Below are 23,305 nucleotides of genomic sequence, written 5' to 3' on the forward strand. Positions count from 1 at the left end.
ACATACGAGCATAATGAGTACAGGGTTGGATATTGCAAAACCACATCAAATACTATTGTTTTATGAACTAATTATCACTGTTCTACACATAGTAATATAGAACAATAAAACAAAGTAGTTAAAATATACCAACCTTACACAAAGCTATGTAGTGAAATTGAAATTAATTTATAAGAATCTCTATCCAACTTTATGCATCTTTCTTACAAACTTTACTAATGATTAATGTATCACATTGGTAACTATACAATATCTAAAATCAATGTCAATATTTTCTATAGAATATATTGTCACGAAAAACATTTATAAGTATTTTTAGTAAAAATATTACATGGCAATAAATATGATATTTTCATACAATTTATGGCTTTTTTAATACTTTTTTATAAAAAAAACAACTTATGGTCCGTTTTACCTTAGGCCATAAGCTGTTTTATGATAAATACTCAATATAGTAAAAATGGATAAATAGTATGAATCGAATAGTAAATTTGGTCATTTGGAATCAAAAATCTCAAAATAGTTCTTTTTGCATTTGAACTTTAATTCAATAGCAATCATATTTTTAATAAATCTTAGGGAGGAACACCTTTTTTTAGTTTCTATTTGCAGCCCCCACATAATAGTGAATGCCATAAAAATACTTACTTTCGGATTATATTTTCTCACATTCGCAATTTTATCCTCAATTAACCTCTGTGAAACATCTACTGGTATTTTATTCGTTAATGCATAGTATAAGGTTGCCATCAAGCTATAAATATCGGTATAGATTCCTTGTTCTCCTTTCATGGAATACTGTTCAAGGGGAGAATAGCCTGGACTAGTAAATATCGGATATTTTGTTACGGTTTTATAGTACACGGCAGATCCAAAATCTAATAAATGGGGCTGTCCCTTGGCATCAATCATAATATTACTAGGTTTAATATCGCGATGTATGATCCCCTTATTATGTAAATAAGTAATCGCATCTATTAAGGGTAAAAATATATCTTGATAGAGAAGATGTCTCTCACTCAATGAAAATCGTTGTATATATTGCTCTAATAAAACCCCTTCATAATAATCTGTGACTATATAAATGGAACCATTTTCAAAAAAATGATGTCGATATTTAACAATATGTTGATGGTTCAATTGCTGGAGCATGCAAGCTTCACTTAGAAATCTCTCCTTTAATTCCTGAAATTTTTCCTTTGTAGAAGGTAAACGATTGATTACTGATTTGTTATCCAAATCTCGTAAAGCAATCTTTAAAGGGAAAAACTCTTTTATAATAATTTCTTCTCCAGTGCTTATGTATTCGGCTATATAAACAAATGATAATTTACTCGTTGCAAGGAGCCGTTTGATGCTGTATGTATTATTTAATAGATTATTTATTGGTAAACTCAATTCCGCTGATATTGTTTGCATTTGAATCCCTCCTTCCACAAACCATCTAAGGGAAATTATAACAAAAAACTCATATAAAAACCGCCCACTAAAAAAGTGAGCGGTTTGTCAATTTTAAGCTTTTTGATAACGTAGTACAGGTGTACGAGCCGCACGTGTTTCGTCTAGGCGAGAAACGACTGTAGTATGTGGTGCTTCTTGAACGATGGATGGATTTTCCTCCGCTTCCTTCGCAATTTGAATCATCACATCGCAGAATGCATCTAATGTTTCTTTAGATTCTGTTTCTGTTGGCTCAATCATTAACGCCTCTTCCACATTTAATGGGAAGTATGTTGTTGGTGGATGATAGCCAAAGTCTAACAGACGTTTTGCGATATCTAGTGTACGAACGCCCAATTTCTTTTGGCGATGACCAGATAAAACAAATTCATGTTTACAATGACGGTTATATGGAAGATCGTAGAATGGCTCTAAACGACGCATCATATAGTTGGCGTTTAATACAGCATATTCTGTGACAGCTTTTAGGCCATCTGGACCCATTGTACGGATGTACGTATAAGCACGCACATTGATACCAAAGTTACCATAGTATGGTTTTACTCGTCCGATAGATTGTGGACGGTTGTAATCGAAATGGTATGCTCCTTCTTCCGTTCTTACAAGTACTGGCTTTGGTAGGAATGGAATTAAATCTGCCTTTACGCCTACTGGACCTGAACCTGGACCACCACCACCGTGTGGACCTGTAAATGTTTTATGCAGATTTAAATGTACACAGTCAAAGCCCATATCGCCAGGACGTGCTTTACTCATAACGGCATTTAAGTTGGCACCATCATAGTACACTTTACCGCCAACAGAGTGGATAAGCTCCGCCATTTCGATGATGTTTTCTTCAAATAAACCAAGTGTATTCGGGTTTGTTAACATTAAGGCAGCAGTGTCAGGACCTACGACTTTTCGAAGGTCTTCAATATCAACTAAACCAGTTTCATCTGATTTAACTGTAATTGTTTCAAAGCCTGCTACTGTTGCTGAAGCTGGGTTAGTTCCGTGAGCAGAGTCGGGAACGATAACTTTGTTACGGTGACCTTCTCCATTTGCTTCATGGAAAGCGCGGATCATCATTAATGCTGTCCACTCTCCATGTGCCCCTGCTGCTGGCTGTAATGTCACTTCATCCATACCAGTAATTTCTACTAATGACGTTTGAAGATCATAAAGAAGCTCCATGGCACCTTGTGCTGTTGACTCATCTTGTAGTGGGTGCACATTGGCAAAGCCAGAAAGACGAGCTACCGCTTCATTAATTTTTGGATTATATTTCATCGTACATGAGCCAAGTGGGTAGAAGCCAGAGTCTACACCATGATTTCTACGAGAAAGTGCTGTGTAGTGACGCATGATATCAAGCTCAGATACTTCAGGTAATTCTGCTGCCTCTGTACGTACTAAATTAGCAGGTAATATATCTGTTAGATCTACTTCAGGTACATCAAGCGCTTCTAAACTATAGCCAACGCGACCTTCTTTTGAAATTTCAAAAATGAGTGTTTGATTTTCGTTATGCATGAAGAGCCCCCATTTCTGCAACTAGTGCATCAATTTCTTCTTTTGTGCGTAATTCAGTCACTGCAATTAGCACATGATTTTTAAGAGAGTCATAATTTTGACCTAAAGGATATCCACCAATAATACCTTTTTCAATTAAGCCTTTATTGATTTCCTTCACACATTTATTTGTTTTCACTACGATTTCATTAAAATGTGCACCTTGGAATGCTACTGTAAAGCCTGCTGCTTCAAAGGCATTTTTTGCATAACGTGTTTTCGCAATATTTTGTGTAGCCATTTCGCGAATACCTTGTTTCCCTAGAGCTGTCATCGCTACAGAAGCTGCAAGTGCAAGAAGTGCTTGGTTCGAACAGATATTAGAAGTTGCTTTATCGCGACGGATATGTTGTTCACGTGCTTGTAGTGTTAATACATAACCACGACGTCCTTCACCATCTACTGTTTCACCAACAAGACGACCTGGCACCTTACGCATTAATTTAGTTGTCACTGCAAAGAAACCACAGTGTGGACCACCAAATGCTTCAGAGATACCGAAAACTTGTGCATCACCTACACAAATATCAGCTCCTAGTTTACCTGGAGGAGTTAAAATACCTAGGGCAAGTGGGTTAGACGATACTACGAATAAGCTTTTTGCTTCATGTGCTATATCACCAATTACTTGAATATCCTCAACTTGACCAAAGAAGTTTGGATATTGAGCAATAACTGCTGCCGTATTGTCGTCAATTAGCTCTTTTAAAGCTGCAATATCAGTCACACCATCTTTATGTGGAATTGTTACGATTTCAATAGATTGACCATAGGCATATGTAGCCACAACATCACGATATTCTGGGTGTACCGTTTCAGATACTAAAATTTTCTTACGACGTGTATGTCCAGCTGCCAACATTCCTGCTTCAGCCAATGCTGTACCACCGTCATACATAGAAGAGTTGGCAAGATCCATACCAGTAAGCTCTGCAATCATAGTTTGGAATTCAAAAATAGCTTGAAGCTCACCTTGTGAAATTTCAGGTTGATAGGGTGTATAAGCTGTATAAAACTCTGAGCGAGAAATAACATGATCCACGATCACGGGCTTGTAGTGGTTATAAACGCCTGCACCTAAAAACGATGCATTCGCATTTGTGTCTTTGTTTTTAGCAGCAAGTGCCGATAACTCTTTTAATAAAGCAGATTCCGATTTTGCTGCCTTGATGTCATAAAGGCCTTTAAAACGTACTTTCTCTGGAATATCCTCGAATAATTCATCAACTGAGGATACACCGATTACGTCTAACATTTCTTTTTGATCTTGCTCCGTCATTGGTAAATAACGATGTTTCATAAATGTAGGTCCCTCTTTTCAGCTATTATTTTGAACGCTTGTAAAACGGTGTTTCAACTGTAATCACTTTTAGTTGCTTACCACGGATTTCAATTTCTAATTCATTTCCGATAGTTGCGAATTGACTGTCAATTAACGCGTGACCAACATTACGTTTTGAAGAAGGAAGCTGTGTTCCTGTTGTAACTTCACCAATTTCCTGACCATCTTTAAACACTTTATAGCCATGGCGTGGAATCCCTTTATCGATCATTTCAATGCCAACTAGTTTGCGTGGAAGACCATTTTCCTTCTGAGCTACTAATGCATCATGACCAATAAAATCTTCTTTATTTAATTTCACAGCAAAGCCAATACCTGCTTCAAGAGGAGAAATGGTTGCTGATAATTCTTGACCGTAAAGTGGCAGACCCGCTTCAAAACGTAGTGTATCTCGACATCCTAGACCTGCAGGAACAACACCTTTGTCTTGACCAGCATCTAAAATTTTACCCCATAGCGCTTTAATATCTTCTGGTGCTCCATATAATTCGAAGCCATCTTCTCCTGTGTATCCACTACGAGAAACTAACACCTTATGTCCTGCAACTTCTACATTCCCTTGGAATCGGAAAAATTTAATGGCACTTACATCAGTTGAAGTTAGGGATTGAAGAACCTCCTCTGCTAAAGGTCCTTGTAGGGCAATTTGTGCATAGGCTTCCGATTGATTGTCAATCGTCACATCATATTGATGTTGATTTTCCAGCATCCAATCATAGTCTTTTTCGATATTTGCTGCATTCACGCATAATAAATAGTGGTCATCAGCTAGCTTATACGTTAGTAAATCATCGACAACACCGCCGTCCTCATAGCACATTGCTGTGTATTGTGCCTGGCCAGTAGCTATTTTTGAAACATCATTGGATAAAAGATTTTGTAAAAAATCTAATGCATCGGGACCGGTTACTAAAATTTCACCCATATGGGATACATCAAATAATCCCGCACGATTACGTACTGCATCATGTTCATCTTTAATAGAGGAGAATTGAACTGGTAATTCCCATCCACCGAAATCAACCGTCTTAGCACCGTATTTCGCATATTCTTCAAATAGAGGTGTACGTTTTAATTCATTCGTCATTCTTTTTTGCCCCCTTATTGTTAGTTACATTTTTACTGGTAGTAGTTCGTCTGCTTTTTGTATGGGTACAATCATGACTTAGCAAAGTAAAAAGCTTCACGGAGTACCTAAAGACATAAAAAAAGACAGACGAACCCCTTTTCGGGATTCTCTGTCCTTGCACCTGAAAGTTACACCAGACTAACTCGCATGGTTGATACTGCCAATTAGTCGGCTTTCCCCTTTGGTGGCTGCTATTGTTATACTACAGCTCTCTCCAGAGTTGCGTCTTATACGAGTCCTTTTACCTGAGAGATTCATAGCCATTGCTACTTGCTCCTTCGGTGGCGTTTAATTACGCTCTCTCCCCGTATAATCATCCGCCCAAGATACATCTTGGTACTATTTAGTATTCAATGAACATTTAGTTACTTATTTGTCTATATCCTAACATTAAATGCATTGAAAAGGCAATCATTTTTTAAAAGATAATAAAATACGAACATTAGCAGGATTCGTATCTCTCATCGTTCGCTTTTAAGCCTTTTTACTTGGAACACTAAATACTCTAAAATTTGACGAATGGTTCTGCCCTCTGTCAGGACCTGAATATGCCCTGCATCACGATAAAACTTTCTTCTGTAATGATACAGACTTTCTAGCTCTTCTTTTGTTGAGCTTTGTACGATTGGTCTGTTAGGATCATGCTGAACTCGTTTATAAATATCTTCAAACGAAGCATCTAAAAAAAATACTAAGCCACTACGTCTCATAATTTTTCGATTTTCAGCATTCATCGCAACTCCACCGCCCGTAGAAATGATACAAGCCTCATCGCGGAAACTTTTCAAAAATTCTGTTTCTATTTTTCGAAAATGGGCCTCTCCGTACTTTTCAAAAATCTGCGGGATGGACATTCCTTGCTGTCTCACTATTTCATGATCCATATCATAATATGGCATCTTTAATAAAAAGCTTAAACGTCTTCCTAAAGCACTCTTTCCACTACCCATAAAACCAACTAAATATATTTTTCGCAATTCGAATCACCTTCTTATAACTACGATTCTACACTGTCTGACAAAATTTGTCCCAATAAATTTATCGTAGCTTGAACATTCAATTTTTCGAGCCCATCATATGTTTGAAATTGCATTTCATATGACATACAATACGCAAGAAGAAAAGTAGTTACAAGAAATAATAATGCAATTGCGATTAAAAAAATAGCCCCACTGTCATTTTTCAATAATTGGCACATAGAAGGTTCTCTCCTTTTGCATACCACTAGGCATTTCCACCGCTACCGTCAGCACATTTCCGCTATAAGTGAACTGACATTTATTGATGCCATTTAGCATGGGAACATGTCCTCCATTTACTTGTTCACGAATGGTATTACGATAGCAATCAATATAATGGACAGATTCTGTGGTCTGGAAAGTGATTCTTTTGTGATCATCCCGCACGGAGAACGTTAAAATATCCTTTAGCCCTTTATTTAAATCATACACAAACTGCTCCCATTTCGACTGTTCATCCGTTTGCATAGTTGAGGTCATTTCAGCATACCACAGCATAATTAGGACAAAAAGATGAGAAATAAGCACAAACACCATTAATTGAAACATTGCTTCTAGTAAGGTATAGCCCTTCTCATTATTCATCGACATTTCCTGTAAGGGGAATACATTTTTGGCGTGGCTTAAGTATATTGTGAAAACGAACACAAATTTCTTCACCATTAAACATCCATTGATACTCAACCTGTTCAATAATTCTTGTGCCCTCAGTTTGTTGTACAGCTTGAAATAATTTCAGGCCCTCATACGCCGTTTCAGCTGCAATCATTTCCATTTTTTTATTCATAAGATTCGTTTTCATCGTATAGGTAATAGGCAATAAGGAGCTGCAAAGTAACATCAAGATGCCCATTGCCAAAATCGTTTCAACAAAAGAATAGCCTGACTCATTCAATTCTCGCTCTCCCTCGCCCTAATGTAATGATTACCTTTTTCTTTCCCTGTGGCGTTTGAAACGCGATGGTGCCAGCTGACCTGACATTGCCATTAACATTATAAACAATCGTATAAATAGAGCTCTCATCAGGCAAAAATTCGACTCCTTTAGGGAATGGACGTTCATATAGATTGGAAAAAGCATCTTTTTGAATAACGTAGCGCCTTGTAGAGCTTTCGAATTTAATCGCGATATATTGTCGCTGGTTCATGCTATAGGTTTGGATATACTGAATGTCTAGTTGAATTTGAGTAAAAAAACGCTCTAATTCCTTTGACTCCGCTAATTGTAAAGAGAATTTGCTAACAATGGCTGTTAAACTCATAACAAGAAATAAAACTATTAGCATTTCGAGGATCGTAAAGCCCAATTCATTTTGTCGCTCTCTCATTAGCCATTCGTACCTGCACCGACATTTGCTAACCGTACCTCTCCCTTAGTCGTAATAACTATTTCTTCTTTATTAGGACAAGTTGTTTCATTTTCTTTCAAATAGCCTTCTTTTACTAAATCCTCTAAAGTTGGATATGCCATAAAATCCACTCTATAGGCTTCTACTTGCCCCTGTACCATATTAATATAGGCAGCACAGCCCTTCTCATCAATCGTAGCGAAGTGCTTCGTAACATTTGGAATTGTAATTAAAATAAGAATAGAAATGATTAACAAAACAATGAGCATTTCGATTAAAGTAAAACCATTTTGTTGTTTAATATGTTTCATCTTAGTCCTCCAAAACTAATTCAATCATATGATAAATTGGTAATAGTAAACTGACATAGGCCGCTAAAATACATATAGCAATTACAATAAAGAAGCTTGGTTGGATGAAGGCGAGCACCTTCTGCAATAGTTGCTCCTGTTTTTCCAGTAATAGTTCGCTATATAATGTAAGTTCCTTCCCTAAGTAGCCACTTTGTTCTCCATGTTCTACAAAGGTAGCAAAATCCTTATGAAAAATAGACACCATTTGAACGGCTTGAGTCAATGACTCTCCAAAGATGACCCTTTCTTTAATACGCAGAGACAGATGCTGTAGAAAAGGTTGAAAGGATTGTTCTTCTAAAATTTGAAGACTAGCCTGCAATGAAAACCCACTCTGTAGTAAACTCCCTAAATAGGCAGCAAATTGCCTTGTCCATGAGAGTCGGATATAGATTTGAAAAAGTGGAATTTTTAATAGTATTGATAGTCGTACGGGAATGGGCTGGCGTTTGAGATAGAGGTGTAAAACCAATAAACTGACTATTACAATCAAAGCTGTTACCATCACAAAATCGGGGACATGCAGTAATAGTTTAGATAGCGCCACACTTGTCTTCTCACCTTCAATCGAGCGACTTGATACCATTTGTTCAATATTAGGTAAGAAAATTGTTCGAAATACAAAGAATAGCAACAATAAAAATAAAATTAGCATGACAGGATATACAAGCAATTTAATTAACTTTTTCTTCGTCTGCTCACCGACAATCATTTGCTTTGCCACACCTTTTAATACTTCAAGCAAATGCCCATTGTTTTCTGCCACTTTGATGGCTACTAAATGATGTTTAGCTAACTGCAATGTTTCTAAAATGCTTGTTACGCCTTCTCCTTGTCTAAGTTTTTCATCAATTTGTTGCTGAATTTCCTCATGAACATCTATATGATGAGGGAGTAGCATCGAGATAGCCTGTGGAAATAAGTAGCCCTCCTGCATTAATACAGATAAACGTTGAATAAATTGCGCTTGCTCTTTTACACGCCATTTTGTAGCTCTGTTGTAATATAATTGAAATTTAGCGATGTATGTTTGTAACTGCATAATGGCTCTCCACTAATTCTTTTTGTCCCTTTATGGTTAATTCGTATGGTAGCTGAAAATTCCCCTTATTTAAAATAGCGGTAATGGCCTGATTGAGATGAATATCCGATAAAATTTCGTACAACGCACGACGATCATCCTGTAAGGCTGATGAATGAAAAAGGACTTGGGCAACAATACCAATGATCGTTTGCTGAAGCTCATCTATCGACACCCCTAAGTCCATTAAACGGTAAAGACAGCTAATCGAATCCTTCGCGTGGATGGTTGAAACAACTAAATGGCCCGTCAAGCTTGCCTCGATGGCAATTTTTGCTGTTTCTTTATCTCGAATTTCCCCAATCATGATCACATCAGGTGAATGTCGCAAAATTGCTTTTAACCCCGTAGCGTATGTAACGCCTGCTCGTTCATTCACTTGAATTTGAAGTAAATTGGCTTGGTTATTTTCTACTGGGTCTTCCAAGGAAATTACATGCCTATTTAATTCGGTAGAACAATAATGGATTAAAGAATAAAGTGAAGTGGACTTACCAGATCCTGTCGCCCCTGTAAAAAACAAAAGGCCCTGACGATTCTGTACTAGTTCCATTAATTTGTAGGCTGAGCTTTTAAAAAAACATAAGGAAGTTAGTGGAAAAGAATGATTTTGGAGAAGTAAGCGGATAATGAGGCTTTCTTTTAAAAATACGGAAGGCAGTGTAGATACTCGAAAGGCATATGACTGTTGCTCCATCGCCTTTTGGAATGAGCCGCTTTGAGGTTTACGTCTCTCACTTATATCTAATTGCGCCAGAAACTTATAATAGGATATCATCCGTTCCGCCAGATCGTTTGGTAGTTCACCCGCATGAAGAAGCTTGTCATATTTCCGAAAATAGATCCGATAATTTATATTGCTTGGCACCAATAATAAATCGGTTGCCCCAAAATGATAGGCTTTTAGTAAAAGTTGCTCACATTTTTGTTCAACGACTATTTCAAAATTCTGCATATATGCACCCCTCTTCTAGTTCATTCGAATATGACCGCGTATTCGTTATTTCCTAGTATAAATAGGATCTTCCTACGAAGAAAGCCCTTTTCTGAAAATAAAAATTTGTTATAAAATTTCCTATCATTCATGTTTTTTGCTATAAAAATGTGGATAAAGTGCAATTTCCCACTAAAACAGAAGATAAATACATGAAAAAATTAATATTTATGCTGAAATGAACTGTATCTTTTTCAATAATGGAATATAATAGAATGAACATGATTATTTTCCTAACACTTGGTAGACGAACATAATTTTATAAAAAACTAATGAGGTGAAGCATATGATCCATCCATTGAAAATTACCAGCACTTTAGCTGATGAAACAAGATACTCTATTTATGAGTACATATTGCAAGAGAAAAAAACAGTGACCGTCCAACATATTGCTGATCAGTTTGGCATCCATCCAAATGTTGCTCGACTTCATTTAACAAAGCTTTCAGAAATTAATATTATTTCCGCAGACTATGTGAAAACGGGTAAAGGTGGTCGACCTGGCCGGGTGTATAAGGCTTCAGAAAAAGGTGTATCATTAACTTTCCCAAGACGCGACGAAGATCGTTTACTGAAATGGACGATTCAATTAGTGGAAGAGCTTGGACCATCTGTCTTAGAAAAATGTCAGGAAATTAGCTATCAAGATGGTTATCAGCAAATGAAACAAAATATAAACGCTGAATTGACAATCAATAATTCCCTTTCCTTCGACGAGAAGCTTCAACTATTAACTGACAATGCCGCATTAATTGGCTATGTTCCACAAATTCAACAAACAGAGCGTGGCAAAAAGGTGATATTCTCCATTTTTAATTGTCCATTCCAAGAGCAACTTACAACATATTCGGATATTGTCTGCTCATTACATGAATCCTATTTAAAAGGGCAGTTAGATGCGTTATTTTCAAGCAATGAATTTGTGCAAATTGAGAGTATGATACATAATTGCGATTTATGTAAATATGAAATAAACGTGACAGAAATCGATAGCTAGTTAAAAAATCCATTCGTTTGTCACAAAGACGGAGAAGTTCCAGTTTACAGACACCTTTCCTATCATTTATAATGAGTAAGAGATTATTGTGTCGTGGGCAAAAGGAGGGGAAATTTCATGGATAATATGTATAAAGTTATGGCATTCTGGACAGGTATTTTTGCCGTTATGTTCTACCTTGGTGGTATGAACGAGGTATCGCTATTATTCTTAGGTAATACAGGTTTATTCTTATTATTAGGCTTCTTAAACCTTTCAGAACGTATGTACATGTACATTTTCGGAGCATATTTAACTGTATTCTTCGCTGGCTTCACGTACTATACAACATTCATTCACGTACCTGGTGGCGGTCATTAATACAACTAAAAAAGCGTATCTCATCAACGAGATACGCTTTTTTTATTTTAAAATCCATTTAAAAACGGGTTTGTTTCCATTTCTGCACTGACAGTTGTATAATTTCCATGACCCGGATAGATGATTGTATCCTCAGGTAATGTTAATAATTTTTCATGAATAGATGCTAATAATATTTTGGTGGACCCACCAATTAAATCCGTCCGCCCTACACCTTGTTCAAATAATGTGTCTCCCACAATCGCAAAGCCATCATTTTCAAATACATAGGAAATGCTACCAGGTGAATGTCCTGGTGTAAATACAGCTTGAAACACAAAGTTGCTCATTTCAAATTGTTGCTCTTTTTTAATGATCGTGTCTTGATCTGGTGCAGCTACCCTATAGTCTGGTAATGCAGCATATTTACTAGAGCCATTCTTTTCTGGATCTCCTAGCCAGCTAACCTCTTTTTCATGAATCCATACAGGTACATTAAATGCTTCCCGTACGGCATCCACTGCACCAATATGGTCAAAATGTGCATGCGTTAAAAAAATGGCTAACGGTTTTAAACCATTGCTACGGATTGTTTTAATAAGACGCTCCGCTTCTTCACCTGGATCAAATACGATACATTCTTTGTCTTTATTCGATACGATATAGCAATTCGTTTGGACTGGACCAAGAGAAAAACTACGTACGTTCATCATAGATATCACCTCATTTCTCTATTATACAGGCTTTGCCACAATTTGACGATAAATGTTCATAGTTTGCACTATATTAGTTCTCGACAAAAACAGGTAGAACGATTACAATTAAGGAGGAATATTGTTTACGACATTCATTTTCTGATGTCGAAAGGAGTGTCTATTTTTAATGAACTTATTAATGGTTATTTTTGGTCTAGTTTCAATTTTTGCTGTATATGGTACATTCCAAGCAATTAAAGAAAAGAACCTTTTAAGCGTTGTTTTCAACTTATTAAGTGCTGTCGTGTTTGGATGGTTTGTCATTATGACAATCGTTCATGGCGGGTATCCACCAAAATTACACTAAAATTTAGACAGAAAAAAGAGCAGTCTCTATGTGAGATTGCTCTTTTTTCTTGGACATCATCCCATTTTACTTATTCAATTTTAGAAATCTCTTCTTACCAATTTGCAGGACATCCTCATTCATTAATACTTGAGATAGATCATCCACAGCAATTTTTTCTCCATTTAATGAAACCCCATTTTGTTTAATGAGCCTTATAAAATCACTTTTACTTTGAATAAATTGGATAGAAATTAATTGTGGAATGATATCCTCTATTCTTTCTTTATCAATTTCAAGTAGCAATACTGGAATGTTAGCAGGAATCATCTTCTTCTGGAAAGCAGCTTCAAAATAAGATTTTGCATCCATCGTAGCTGCATGACCATGATATAAAGCTGTCACTATTTCTGCTAATTGTAGTTTTATATCACGTGGGTTCTCTCCGTTTTGTAGCCTTTCTTGAACGGCTTGCACTTGAAGTGGATGCTCATCTGTCGCTAATTCAAAATATTTGATAATGAGCGAATCTGGTAGTTCCATAATTTTTTTAAACATAACTTCAGGCGCTTCGTGGACACCAATATAATTCCCCAAGCTTTTACTCATTTTTTCAATACCATCTAATCCTTCAAGTAATGGCATAAAAATAGCAATTTGTTTTTCTAGCCCTCTATGCCTTTGTAAGGTGCGTCCCATGAGAATATTAAACGTTTGATCGGTTCCCCCTAATTCAATATCAGCCTTTAATTCTACAGAATCATACGCCTGCATAAGAGGGTAGAAAAATTCATGTAGGCCAATTGGTATTTGGTGATGGTACCGCTTTTGGAAGTCTTCACGCTCCAAAATACGGGCAACAGATGTAGTAGCAGCCAGCTGGATGACTTCTTCAAACGTTAATTTTGCTAACCATTCACTATTGAAACGAACAGTCATTTTTTCCTCGTCCAACACTTTAAAAATTTGCTCACAATACGTTTTGGCATTTTCCTTCACCAATTCATCACTTAACGCTACACGTCCCTTAGATTTCCCGGTAGGATCGCCAATACGGCCCGTAAAATCACCAATGACAATGACTGCATGATGCCCTAGGTCCTGCAGCTGTTTAATTTTTCGCAATACGACTGCATGGCCTAAATGAATATCTGGTGCAGATGGATCGAGCCCCAATTTAATCGTTAAGGGCTTTTGCTCTTGAAATGAGTGCTCCAATTTTTTTAGTAGCTCGGGTTCATCAACAATTTTGTCAGTCCCCTTTTTAATAATGGCTAACTGCTCCTTTGGTGTTAAAAACATACAAAACATCTCCTTGTAATATTAAAAAGTTAATATTGCAAGATCTATAAGAGTTTTTGACAGGATTACTGTCGCCCAATTTGGCACTAGACGTTCAGATGCAAAAAAAACGCCCTTAGGAATAAATCCTAAGGACGTTAATAACGTGGTACCACCTTTTTTCGAGAGCTACTCAAATAGCACTCCTCCATTAGTACAGCCGCAGCAATACTATTGCAATGATTACGGATGCAAACCCGTCGTAGCCTACTAAAATTTCGGTACGCAGCTCCAAGATGTATTCACTTTAATATCCCTTGTGCCTCTCAACGACCGGCTACTCTCTGTCAGTTTTTATTAAAGTTACTTGTTCTTTTCCATGCCTTTAACTCTTATACTCCGAAATGTGAAAAACAAATCTTCGTTATGCAGATATTTACACTAATTATAATCACTTCAACAAATTTGTCAATTGCTCAAAGTAAAAGAGAGATCTCATGGCGAGATCTCTCTTTGTTTACTTAACGGATTCTTGTTTTAAATTACCTGTCTTTTCATCATAGAAACGAAGAAGGTCTCCATTGATGATGGCGTCAGAATTTTCGAGCTCCATTGTTGCACGATCAGCGTATGGCTGACATGGCTCCCCATCTATTTCTTCGCCAGTTGATTTATCATAGCAAGCCTCTCCCGCATACACATATTTATCTGTGATAAAGCGTCCGTCACGGAACACTACAAAGTTTTCATGTTCTGGAGAGAATAAATCCGCACCCATTTGCATATCTTTTGACGTTTCAATGCCAAGTAGGTGTAAAATTGTTGGACGTAAATCCATTTGTCCTGCCATTTCAGTCATCTCTTTACCATCGTCAGATCCTGGGATATGGATGAATAAAGGTACTTCCTGTAGCAATGCATTATCAAATGGTGTAATTTGTTCTTTTCCTAAATACTGTGCCATCGCTTTATTATGGTTTTCTGAAATACCGTAGTGGTCACCATACATAACGATAATAGAATTATCATAAACACCTTGATCTTTCAGTTGTTGGAAGAAATCTTTTAAAGCTTCATCCATATAGCGTACTGTTTGGAAGTAACGATTTAATGTACCTGAGTTTGAATCATATTCAGGAATCATAATATCTTCCGGATCCAATGTAAATGGATAGTGATTCGTTAACGTAATAAGTCTTGAGTAGAATGGTTGTGGCATATCTTTCATTAATGCTGCAGATTGCTCTAAGAATGGCGTATCTTTCATTCCCCAGTTCACAGCTTGCCCTTCTTCTACTGTATAAGAATCGATATCATAGAACTTATTGATTTTTAAAGATTGATACATAATGTCACGGTTCCAGAATGATTTATTATTCGGGTGCATGACATTTGTAAAGTATCCATTTTCCCCAAGGCGCTCTGCCATTGAGTTATACGTATTTCCACCATGTGTGAAGAATACTGCTCCACGTCCTAACCCAAATAGTGAATTTTCTACGATAAACTCAGAGTCAGATGTTTTTCCTAGACCTGTTTGGTGATAGAAGTTACTGAAATAATACGTATCTTTATCTTTTGTTAAAGAGTTTAAGAATGGCGTAACTTCATGACCATTCATGTCATTGTTAATGACAAAGTTTTGTAAAGACTCCATAGACACAACAATTAAGTTGCGGCCTTTATATTTCCCAAACATTTCTGGGTTGACTGCTGCCTGATTAGAGCGAACATAGTTGTTTACTTCAACTAATTCACTACCGTCCGCTAACGCACGTTGGGCAGAGGATTTTGTTTGAATATAAATATCATACAAATGGTAATTGTACGTACCAATATTTTTTACAAGTAATTCGCGGTCAAAACTACGTGTTAATAATTGTGGACGCTCTGTTTCAGCTAAACCTAAGTTTAAAAATGACATAGCGATTGCCAGCACAAAAAATGCACGGCGGAATTCCACATTAACTTTAAACGAATTTTTCATTTTTGGTATAAATTTATTCGCTAAGATTAAAATAAGTACATCAACAAAATACAATACATCCCATGGCTCTATTATGGCAGCTACAGAAGTTCCTAAGTCACTAAAGTTACTTGTTTGGAATAATACAGGTAGTGTAATAAAGTCATTATAGAAACGATAGAACGCTACATTTCCATAAAGGACTATTGATAAAATAATGCTGACTGTAATTAAATAACGATTTCTAGCCTTTGGTGATTTAAAGAAAAGTGCTAAACCATACGTAAATAGCAAGAAACTTAATGGGTTAATAAACAAAATAAATTGTTGCATTGCATTTTCAATTTTCATCTCAAAGCTCGTGTGGTAAACAATGACCGTTTTGATCCAAGTTGCTATAATTGCTAGTATCATAAATGAATGTTTAGGCCACTTTATTGATCTCATTCCTAACATCCTCCCTACTTCCTTACAAAAAAATAATAATTTTTTACATTTTGTTACGGAAACAAAATATATCTTAATCCATTTTTTACAGATAATCAACACATATCTTTTGGAAATTTTACTCTCATCGCTCGTATATGCACCAGATATCTATATATACGTTTTACATTGTAAAAAGTTTCGTAAAAACATAAAAACAGCGGAAATCCACTGTTTTTAAGAATATTACATACATGTTACATTAATTTTACAATACCCCATTACATTATATTTCAAACATTACTTTTTATTCTCTTCTATACGAAGTCTTGTTGTTTCTTGTCGAATTAGTAATAATGCCATTTGGTAATCTTTTATGTCTAGTACATTCGCTTTATAGAGCTCTTTTATTTCATCCTCCATTAACATCAAATCACCAATAGGGTCCCGTGTATAAATAAAAGTACCATACGTTTTCAAGAGTTCATAAATATCTAACATTTTATCCATTTTCGTTCGCTCCTCGATGTGCTAGACAGTCAATACGTTCTGTCGGTGTCACTATGATGTCTACAGGGCAATCATGTTCTTCAGTAGGAACACGATTAACGATCTGCTCGTCAAAAAGTAATGACATCAATTTACCCTTTTTATAGTTTAATACATAGCGATCATAATAACCACCGCCATACCCTATTCGATAGCCTAACCGATCAAAAACAACCCCTGGTACTAAGATGATATCCATCTCATTTGCGTCAACTAACTCACATCGTTCAGGAATAGGCTCACGCAAATGCATATATACTGTTTCGAGCTGAGCAAATGATTCAATGGCGTAAAATGTCATTTCTCTTGTTTTGGGGTGGCACTTTGGCACAGCGACCTTTTTCCCAAGCTGCCATAGTTCTTCAATTAAAAGAATGGTGTCGACTTCTGGCTGATTTGAAATGGTAATGCCGATCGTATTTGCTTCTATTATATATGGTTCCTGTAGCACTCTTTGCACTACAGCTTTAGATTGTCTGCGATAAACTTCATCATTCATTATCGCAAGTGTTTCTCGTACCTTGTTCCGTAATGTTGTTTTATCCATGCAGGCTACCTCCTATATAGTAAAACTTCAATCATTCATAAAATGTAGAAAGCCAAAACCACTTGTGGTTTTGGCTTAATGAGCGATTACTTAGTTTCACGGTGAAGAGTGTATTTCTTCTCGCGAGAGCAATATTTTTTAAGTTCAAGACGCTCTGGATTGTTACGCTTGTTCTTTTTAGAAATGTAGTTACGTTCGCCGCAATCTGTGCAAGCTAAAGTAATGTTTACGCGCATCATTAACCCTCCCACTCTATATCAAGAATTTAAATTTGAGCATGATTTATACGACTAACCTATTATAACACAAACTGAAAAAAAATCTACCTTCATTTCATATTAAGTTTGCATATGGTAAAATATCTTATAATTACATACTACACGAGGTGAAGCTATTGGATTTATCCATCATACTAATGAGTTTCGGGATTCTTTTGATTATAGTATCGTTCTTTTTCAAAAATAGCTCGAAAAAAGTCGAGAAGGATGTCGAAGAATTATCTATCTCCATATTCCAAGAAACGAATAATTTAAAGCGCCGTTTAAAAATTGTAGAGGAAGAGCTACTATTAGAACCAGAGTTTCAAGTAAAATCAAAATCAACACCTAGTCCTAGCATACAAAACCCTAAAGTTCAACAAGTTATGCAAGCTGTCCAACAAGCCGCACAAGCTTCAAAAGTAACGCCTAATCCATCACAAGCAAAGCCGATTCATCAAATTATCGTAAGTCAGGTGCTGGAATTGAATAAACAAGGACTTTCTGTAGGAGATATTAGTATCCGTTCAAATTTAACAGAAGAACAAGTTCGTCAAGTGATTGCAAATGGGGGTCGTTAATTTATGAACAAGTCTTCCATCCGCTCATTTGGCGTAGCCATTTTCCTAGTCGGTGCCATACTTGCTCTTGCAAGCCGCTTCGATGTGAACATTGGGCTCCCTGAAAAAGATTCTTCCAATCAGCAGCAGGTTGAAGAATTGCAAAATAAGCTCAATCAGGCTAATCAAGAAATTGCTGCGTTAAAAAAACAAGTACATACTACTGAAGAAACTACTACTGCTGATTCTTCAGAACCGTCTGTTAAAGAAGATACCAATGCGGATGATACAACAATGACATTGCAAATATATAGTGGGATTACACCGTATATTGTGGCCCAAAAGCTAGAGGATGGTGGCATTATTTCTAACAGCGTAGAAATGGAGTTACTACTCGCAAACGCAAAATATGCACGAAGCTTGCAAATTGGGTCCTACGAAGTCAATTCCTCCATGTCTTTAGAGGAAATTGCGAAGTTAATTACAGGTAAAAAGCAATAAAGAAAAGCTGTCGCCACATCCAAATTAAGGAGGCGACAGCCTTTTTATTTAAGCAATACTTTCAAAGAAGGCTTGCATCATCCTACTTCCTTCTTTCGTGCCGATTGATTCAGGATGAAATTGCAGACCGTAAAGAGGATATTTTTTGTGTTGGATAGCCATAATCTCTCCGTCATCACTCGCTGTTGCGATAATGTTAAAATCACTGTGTAATGAAGGTTCTTCAATAACTAGAGAATGATAGCGCATTACTTGAATATCTCCATCTAATTGTGCAAATAAACCTGTTTGTTCATATTGTAGAGGTGACAGCTTGCCATGCATGATCGTTTGAGCCTGCACGATGTTTGCTCCAAATGCGAACCCAATGGATTGATGTCCAAGACAAATTCCTAATATAGGAAATTTTTGATATAGCTCCTCGATCACATTAACCGTGATACCTGCTTCGGCTGGTGTTCCTGGACCGGGAGATAAAACAATAGCTTCTGGTGACATTTTTTGAATTTCTTCTATTGTAATTGCATCATTCCTCACGACTTTAACGTTTTTCCCAAGCATACTTATTTGTTGAAATAGATTGTAGGTAAAAGAATCATAATTATCAATTATTAAAATCATTTTTTTACCTCCAATAGTGCTCGAGCTTTATTAAGTGTTTCTTCATATTCAGATAATGGGACCGAATCGTGAACAATACCCGCTCCTGCCTGTACATGAGCTTTCTCATCTTTAATGATCATGGTACGAATAGCAAGGGCTAAATCCATATCGCCTGTCGTAGATATATAACCAACAGCTCCCGCATAGACGCCACGCTTTACAGGCTCTAATCCATTTATAAGCTGCATCGCACGAATCTTTGGTGCTCCTGACACTGTACCCGCAGGTAAACAAGCACGAAGGACATCCAAAACATGGAGATCATCTCGTAGGTCCGCTACTACCTCAGACACAATATGCATGACATATTTATAGCGTTCAATATTCATGAATTTCTTCAGCTTTACAGAACCCACTTTTGCAATTCGGCCAAGATCATTGCGGCCTAAATCCACTAGCATACGATGTTCCGCCACTTCTTTTTCATCCTCCAATAGGGCATTTGCAATGGCTTCATCCTGCTCCATTGTCTCACCACGAGGCTTGGTGCCTGCGATTGGATTTGTCGTCACCTGCCGATTTTTAACCTTTACAAGGCTTTCTGGTGATGTTCCTAAAATAATATAGGATCCATAATCCATGTAGAACATATATGGAGAGGGATTGGATGTGCGTAATTGCCGATATAGCGCAAAAGGTGAGCCTGTAAACGAGGCTGAGAAGCGCTGTGATAGCACAATTTGGAAAATATCCCCTTTTAATATATGCTGCTTTGCACGCTCCACTAATGTGACAAATTGCTCCTTTGATATCATTGGCTTAAAATCAAGACTACCTACCTTCATGGCATCAAATGTTGTCCCCATATAAAGCTGCCGCTCCGTCGTTGAAATAGCCTCTTCCATTTCCTCTAAGGAACGCCCTTCTTTAAATAAATCTATTGAAGCCAATGTAAGTTCCTGTGTCACATGATCAAATACAATAAATGTATCATAGAACAAAACATGAACATCCGGCATGGCTAATTCATCCTGTAAATATTCTCCTATTTCTTCTGTATAAAAAGCTGTTTCATATCCAAAGAAACCAATGGCGCCTCCAAAAAAGTGGAATGGATAAGTTTCTTCATGGAATGGCATCACTTGCTTTAAATAATCGAGCACATTCCCATTCGATTTTTCCTTTTCCTCCCCTTTAAGAAAGGTATACGCATCATTATTTCCTTTTAATTCAGCCACTGGATCCACTGCAATAAAGGAGTAACGTCCACTTTCCTCATGCTTGGCTGACGATTCGAACAACATTTTATGCTGCCCTCTCAATGATTGATAGACAGAAATAGGGGTCATCATATCTCCCTGTAATACTTTCATGGCATACTTTCTAAGCTCAACTGTCATTCTCTTCTCTCCTTCTCTATGCTCTGCTCTTCTACACCAAATGCATATAAAAAGGCCTTTCCATCACAAAAGGACGGAAAAGCCGTGGTGCCACCTTCATTGGTCTACTAAGTAGACCCTCTCTAAGCCTTATAACGTAGGCATACGCTAATCCATACTGCCATTCTGGATTAGAGCTCCGAAGTCCATTCACCATTTATTTGTACTAGTTTCCACCAACCACTAGCTCTCTATGACAAATACTAATAGCTACTACTCTTCATCAGCGCTGATTGCTAGATTATATTGTAATGCAAACTATCTTACAATTCAATTTATTTTTTCCTTCTTGGTTCCTCATCCTCATCTGGGGATGCTAAAGTAATGGATAGCTCCTCCACGATTTGGCGGATGGCAAAGAAGATTTCCTGGCGTACTTCTAGCATGACGGCTGTATCATTTGTAGCGACGAAGAAACGAATAAGCACACGATAACTATCATGATGAAATTCATCGATATAAACATGGATCATGTCTTTCTCTGTGTTAGCATGTAAATAAATTTCCTTATGAATAGCCGTTAAGGCACTGCGTAATATGTCTTCTTCATTGGTAGCAGCTACATATAAAAATTGTTCGCATTTACGCTTTTCTCGTCTCGATAAGTTGTAAATAGGACGATTAACCAAATAAGAGTTCGGCACATAGACAAGCCCTTTATCCCCTGTTTGAATTAACGTACTGCGAAGATTAATATCCTCAATGGTTCCTTCAATTTTTTGATCTTCGGTCGCAATCCAATCCCCAATTTGAAAGGGATTGTCAAGCGCCACGGACATACCGCCAAACACATGGGCTAATGTATCGCGAATCCCAAAAGCAATCGCTACTCCTGTTAAGCCAATCCCTGTTAAAAAGCCATTCAAATTAAAGTTCCAAAATGAGGCAATTGTAAACATGGCAAAAATCATAATGAGTACTTTACCAATTCGTAGGAAAAAAGGTAATAGTACATTTTGGTCCTCTTCACTTGTTAATTGAAGTGGCTGCTTTGTATAGAAATTTAAAACATCATATACGCCCTTAAAAGCAAAAAACACCATAATAGACAGTATAAAATTTTTCGTTGATTTATGCGTAAATAAAGGAACTTCTATTAAATAAGATAAGCTTAGCACAATGACTGCCGTCATAAATGCATAGCCAATGGCTTTACTAAATTGTGCAAGCACATTTGCTTGGAAATTTCGTTGACGATTTCTTAAAAAGATGACCAGACGATTAATTATTTTTTTTATGATGAATCGTTGAATCAGCCAGCCAACTATACAAATAATGATTGCTATTAAAACATCCATCCAAGTAGGGACTGTAAATTTAGGTAAAATCCAATGTAATGAATCCATGTATGTCTCCTTTTAATACCTATGTATCTCCAATAAAAAGGAGCTGACCTTCCGTAAAGGTTAGCCCCTTTCTGTTATTGTATTGCATCATCCGCAAAAAAAGCCTTATTGGCAAACCAAAATTGTTGTTTATTAAAATTATCTTCATGCATTGCAATGACAGAAAACTCAGCAAGGTATTTTCGTTTCATTTCCTCTAGCATCGCTTTTGCTTGCTTACTGACAAGATGCTGTCCATCTATAGGAGTGCCCTCTGTAAATATAATGACTTCCGCTTCAGAGCCAAGTTGATTTTCATGCAGTAATGATCTGACAAACTGTAGAACAGGTAAAAGCTCAGCTTCGCCTTTAGCTTTATATTCAATAAAGCTCTTAAAATCCGTTAAATTTAAATGACCATTTTCAAAGCGATAGTGAACATCGATTTGCTGACCATAAGGGATAATATATAAATCGCGATTTTCGCGATGGGCATCCATAAATAACGGTAATATCATGCTTTTACACAGCTCAGAATAAGCTTCCATCCCAGTCGTCTGCTCTAAACAAATAATCATGGGCCCAGGATCCTGTTTATAGTCATGAAAGGGTACATAAAAAATATTGCCATTCTTTGTTGTTTGCTGTTTAAGCTTTTGACGTCTCAGCTCTGACCATTTCCGTTCGTAATACAAACGCTGCTCCTTACCATTAGCCATTCTCTCAGCCTTCTCAATAGCAGGAATATTTTCCCGAATTTCATGCAGAATGTCTGCCAATTCTAGTGCAAATGCTGCCATATTTCGTAATGGTTCACTCTTAAAAAAATAGTCGATAAAATAATGTTGTTCCCTATTGCTTAATTCCTCAAGATGTAAGTTTTCATAGAGAAATCGTAAATAATTACGTTGTTCTAGTGACAAATCTTGATCGAATTTTTCTATGAGTGATTCTATCGGGTCTTTCACGAAGCAGCACCTCCTAAGCACCACATTTTTTTGGATATTGTCTATAGTATAACCAAAAAATTTTTTTGACAATACAAAACACTCGCTATATAGACGCCACATAAAAACACAATGTTGCTGCTGCTAATCATTTTTTTCAAAAGAAAAGAGGCTGGGACAAAACTAGCTAATATTCAAGATAAAAGGGAAATCGATGCTGTTCGATTTCCCTTTTTGCTTATTTG

General features: G+C 36.8%; 26 protein-coding genes, 1 riboswitch and 2 other annotated features. Of the genes, 5 read left to right on the forward strand and 21 right to left on the reverse strand.

Annotated elements, in window-relative coordinates:
• Window positions 1-495: 495 nt before the first annotated feature.
• The 11 genes from AC1Q6O_RS21050 to comGA all read right to left on the reverse strand — a co-directional run bounded on the left by AC1Q6O_RS21050 (window position 496) and on the right by comGA (window position 10,243).
• Entirely contained in the window at window positions 496-1,419 is a 924-nt protein-coding gene (locus tag AC1Q6O_RS21050; protein ID WP_492402134.1) for a serine/threonine protein kinase, read from the reverse strand.
• A 93-nt stretch (window positions 1,420-1,512) separates the two neighbouring features.
• Window positions 1,513-2,976, reverse strand: a complete 1,464-nt coding sequence (gene gcvPB, locus AC1Q6O_RS21055; RefSeq protein WP_008181056.1) for an aminomethyl-transferring glycine dehydrogenase subunit GcvPB — start codon at window positions 2,974-2,976, stop codon at window positions 1,513-1,515.
• Window positions 2,969-4,315, reverse strand: a complete 1,347-nt coding sequence (gene gcvPA, locus AC1Q6O_RS21060) for an aminomethyl-transferring glycine dehydrogenase subunit GcvPA (RefSeq protein WP_008181054.1) — start codon at window positions 4,313-4,315, stop codon at window positions 2,969-2,971. The genes gcvPB and gcvPA overlap by 8 nt, the downstream gene beginning before the upstream one ends.
• A 25-nt stretch (window positions 4,316-4,340) precedes the next feature.
• Window positions 4,341-5,444, reverse strand: coding sequence for a glycine cleavage system aminomethyltransferase GcvT (gene gcvT / locus AC1Q6O_RS21065; RefSeq protein ID WP_089986109.1), 1,104 nt, complete (start codon window positions 5,442-5,444; stop codon window positions 4,341-4,343).
• A gap of 265 nt (window positions 5,445-5,709) precedes the next feature.
• Window positions 5,710-5,803, reverse strand: a riboswitch (glycine riboswitch).
• Between the two features lie 144 nt (window positions 5,804-5,947).
• The gene (locus AC1Q6O_RS21070) at window positions 5,948-6,463 is read right to left on the reverse strand and encodes a shikimate kinase (RefSeq protein ID WP_089986110.1); all 516 of its coding nucleotides are present in this window, start codon (window positions 6,461-6,463) and stop codon (window positions 5,948-5,950) included.
• 198 nt (window positions 6,464-6,661) lie between these two features.
• Window positions 6,662-7,090 carry a competence type IV pilus minor pilin ComGF gene (comGF, locus tag AC1Q6O_RS21075; RefSeq protein ID WP_089986111.1) on the reverse strand — a complete coding sequence of 143 codons (429 nt, stop codon included), beginning with the start codon at window positions 7,088-7,090 and terminating at the stop codon, window positions 6,662-6,664.
• Entirely contained in the window at window positions 7,083-7,400 is a 318-nt protein-coding gene (locus tag AC1Q6O_RS21080; RefSeq protein WP_089986112.1) for a hypothetical protein, read from the reverse strand. The genes comGF and AC1Q6O_RS21080 overlap by 8 nt, the downstream gene beginning before the upstream one ends.
• Window positions 7,393-7,833 carry a competence type IV pilus minor pilin ComGD gene (gene comGD / locus AC1Q6O_RS21085; RefSeq protein ID WP_008181042.1) on the reverse strand — a complete coding sequence of 147 codons (441 nt, stop codon included), beginning with the start codon at window positions 7,831-7,833 and terminating at the stop codon, window positions 7,393-7,395. Before comGD ends, AC1Q6O_RS21080 begins: the two co-directional genes overlap by 8 nt.
• A complete protein-coding gene (comGC, locus tag AC1Q6O_RS21090) occupies window positions 7,833-8,165 on the reverse strand; it encodes a competence type IV pilus major pilin ComGC (protein ID WP_008181040.1) in 333 nt (110 codons plus the stop codon). Before comGC ends, comGD begins: the two co-directional genes overlap by 1 nt.
• A 1-nt stretch (window position 8,166) precedes the next feature.
• On the reverse strand, window positions 8,167-9,249 hold the full coding sequence (gene comGB / locus AC1Q6O_RS21095) for a competence type IV pilus assembly protein ComGB (RefSeq protein WP_089986113.1): 1,083 nt from the start codon (window positions 9,247-9,249) through the stop codon (window positions 8,167-8,169).
• Window positions 9,224-10,243, reverse strand: a complete 1,020-nt coding sequence (gene comGA, locus AC1Q6O_RS21100; protein WP_008181034.1) for a competence type IV pilus ATPase ComGA — start codon at window positions 10,241-10,243, stop codon at window positions 9,224-9,226. Before comGA ends, comGB begins: the two co-directional genes overlap by 26 nt.
• Window positions 10,244-10,568: 325 nt before the next feature.
• Here comGA and AC1Q6O_RS21105 point away from each other — a divergent pair, with 325 nt between their 5' ends.
• Entirely contained in the window at window positions 10,569-11,279 is a 711-nt protein-coding gene (locus AC1Q6O_RS21105) for a helix-turn-helix transcriptional regulator (RefSeq protein WP_008181032.1), read from the forward strand.
• Window positions 11,280-11,396: 117 nt separating this feature from the next.
• Window positions 11,397-11,639 carry a DUF2626 family protein gene (locus AC1Q6O_RS21110; RefSeq protein WP_004231035.1) on the forward strand — a complete coding sequence of 81 codons (243 nt, stop codon included), beginning with the start codon at window positions 11,397-11,399 and terminating at the stop codon, window positions 11,637-11,639.
• 47 nt (window positions 11,640-11,686) lie between these two features.
• On the opposite strand, the gene AC1Q6O_RS21115 is transcribed toward AC1Q6O_RS21110, so the two are convergent.
• The gene (locus tag AC1Q6O_RS21115) at window positions 11,687-12,331 is read right to left on the reverse strand and encodes an MBL fold metallo-hydrolase (protein ID WP_239355350.1); all 645 of its coding nucleotides are present in this window, start codon (window positions 12,329-12,331) and stop codon (window positions 11,687-11,689) included.
• 169 nt (window positions 12,332-12,500) lie between these two features.
• On the opposite strand from AC1Q6O_RS21115, the gene AC1Q6O_RS21120 reads away from it, so the two are divergent.
• The gene (locus tag AC1Q6O_RS21120; protein ID WP_008181026.1) at window positions 12,501-12,680 is read left to right on the forward strand and encodes a DUF2759 domain-containing protein; all 180 of its coding nucleotides are present in this window, start codon (window positions 12,501-12,503) and stop codon (window positions 12,678-12,680) included.
• A 66-nt stretch (window positions 12,681-12,746) separates the two neighbouring features.
• Here AC1Q6O_RS21120 and tyrS read toward each other — a convergent pair whose 3' ends face one another.
• The 5 genes from tyrS to rpmG all read right to left on the reverse strand — a co-directional run bounded on the left by tyrS (window position 12,747) and on the right by rpmG (window position 17,664).
• Window positions 12,747-13,961 carry a tyrosine--tRNA ligase gene (gene tyrS, locus AC1Q6O_RS21125; protein ID WP_089986115.1) on the reverse strand — a complete coding sequence of 405 codons (1,215 nt, stop codon included), beginning with the start codon at window positions 13,959-13,961 and terminating at the stop codon, window positions 12,747-12,749.
• Between the two features lie 127 nt (window positions 13,962-14,088).
• Window positions 14,089-14,329, reverse strand: a binding site (T-box leader).
• 128 nt (window positions 14,330-14,457) lie between these two features.
• Window positions 14,458-16,353, reverse strand: coding sequence for an LTA synthase family protein (locus tag AC1Q6O_RS21130; RefSeq protein ID WP_036222318.1), 1,896 nt, complete (start codon window positions 16,351-16,353; stop codon window positions 14,458-14,460).
• 279 nt (window positions 16,354-16,632) lie between these two features.
• Window positions 16,633-16,842, reverse strand: a complete 210-nt coding sequence (locus AC1Q6O_RS21135; RefSeq protein ID WP_008181996.1) for a YqgQ family protein — start codon at window positions 16,840-16,842, stop codon at window positions 16,633-16,635.
• Window positions 16,835-17,428, reverse strand: coding sequence for a 5-formyltetrahydrofolate cyclo-ligase (locus AC1Q6O_RS21140; protein WP_107922122.1), 594 nt, complete (start codon window positions 17,426-17,428; stop codon window positions 16,835-16,837). The genes AC1Q6O_RS21135 and AC1Q6O_RS21140 overlap by 8 nt, the downstream gene beginning before the upstream one ends.
• 86 nt (window positions 17,429-17,514) lie before the next feature.
• Window positions 17,515-17,664, reverse strand: coding sequence for a 50S ribosomal protein L33 (rpmG, locus tag AC1Q6O_RS21145; RefSeq protein WP_008408521.1), 150 nt, complete (start codon window positions 17,662-17,664; stop codon window positions 17,515-17,517).
• Window positions 17,665-17,843: 179 nt separating this feature from the next.
• Here rpmG and AC1Q6O_RS21150 point away from each other — a divergent pair, with 179 nt between their 5' ends.
• Together AC1Q6O_RS21150 and AC1Q6O_RS21155 are read left to right on the forward strand one after the other, a co-directional pair.
• Window positions 17,844-18,266 carry a hypothetical protein gene (locus AC1Q6O_RS21150; RefSeq protein WP_253734915.1) on the forward strand — a complete coding sequence of 141 codons (423 nt, stop codon included), beginning with the start codon at window positions 17,844-17,846 and terminating at the stop codon, window positions 18,264-18,266.
• 3 nt (window positions 18,267-18,269) lie between these two features.
• Complete coding sequence (locus AC1Q6O_RS21155; protein ID WP_089986117.1) at window positions 18,270-18,746, forward strand: hypothetical protein; 477 nt, start codon at window positions 18,270-18,272, stop codon at window positions 18,744-18,746.
• 48 nt (window positions 18,747-18,794) lie between these two features.
• Here the strand turns inward: AC1Q6O_RS21155 and AC1Q6O_RS21160 are convergent, their stop codons facing one another.
• The 4 genes from AC1Q6O_RS21160 to AC1Q6O_RS21175 form a co-directional block, all read right to left on the reverse strand.
• A complete protein-coding gene (locus AC1Q6O_RS21160; RefSeq protein WP_089986118.1) occupies window positions 18,795-19,367 on the reverse strand; it encodes an anthranilate synthase component II in 573 nt (190 codons plus the stop codon).
• Window positions 19,364-20,749 (reverse strand): anthranilate synthase component I, encoded by a 1,386-nt coding sequence (gene trpE, locus AC1Q6O_RS21165; protein ID WP_492402137.1) that lies wholly within the window; start codon window positions 20,747-20,749, stop codon window positions 19,364-19,366. Before trpE ends, AC1Q6O_RS21160 begins: the two co-directional genes overlap by 4 nt.
• Before the next feature lie 66 nt (window positions 20,750-20,815).
• Window positions 20,816-21,024, reverse strand: a binding site (T-box leader).
• A 39-nt stretch (window positions 21,025-21,063) separates the two neighbouring features.
• Window positions 21,064-22,134, reverse strand: a complete 1,071-nt coding sequence (locus AC1Q6O_RS21170; RefSeq protein WP_008178332.1) for a mechanosensitive ion channel family protein — start codon at window positions 22,132-22,134, stop codon at window positions 21,064-21,066.
• A 74-nt stretch (window positions 22,135-22,208) separates the two neighbouring features.
• Complete coding sequence (locus AC1Q6O_RS21175) at window positions 22,209-23,081, reverse strand: vWA domain-containing protein (RefSeq protein WP_008178333.1); 873 nt, start codon at window positions 23,079-23,081, stop codon at window positions 22,209-22,211.
• Window positions 23,082-23,305: the final 224 nt, after the last annotated feature.

The organism is Lysinibacillus sp. GW823-FHT06C08, assembly GCF_058795135.1.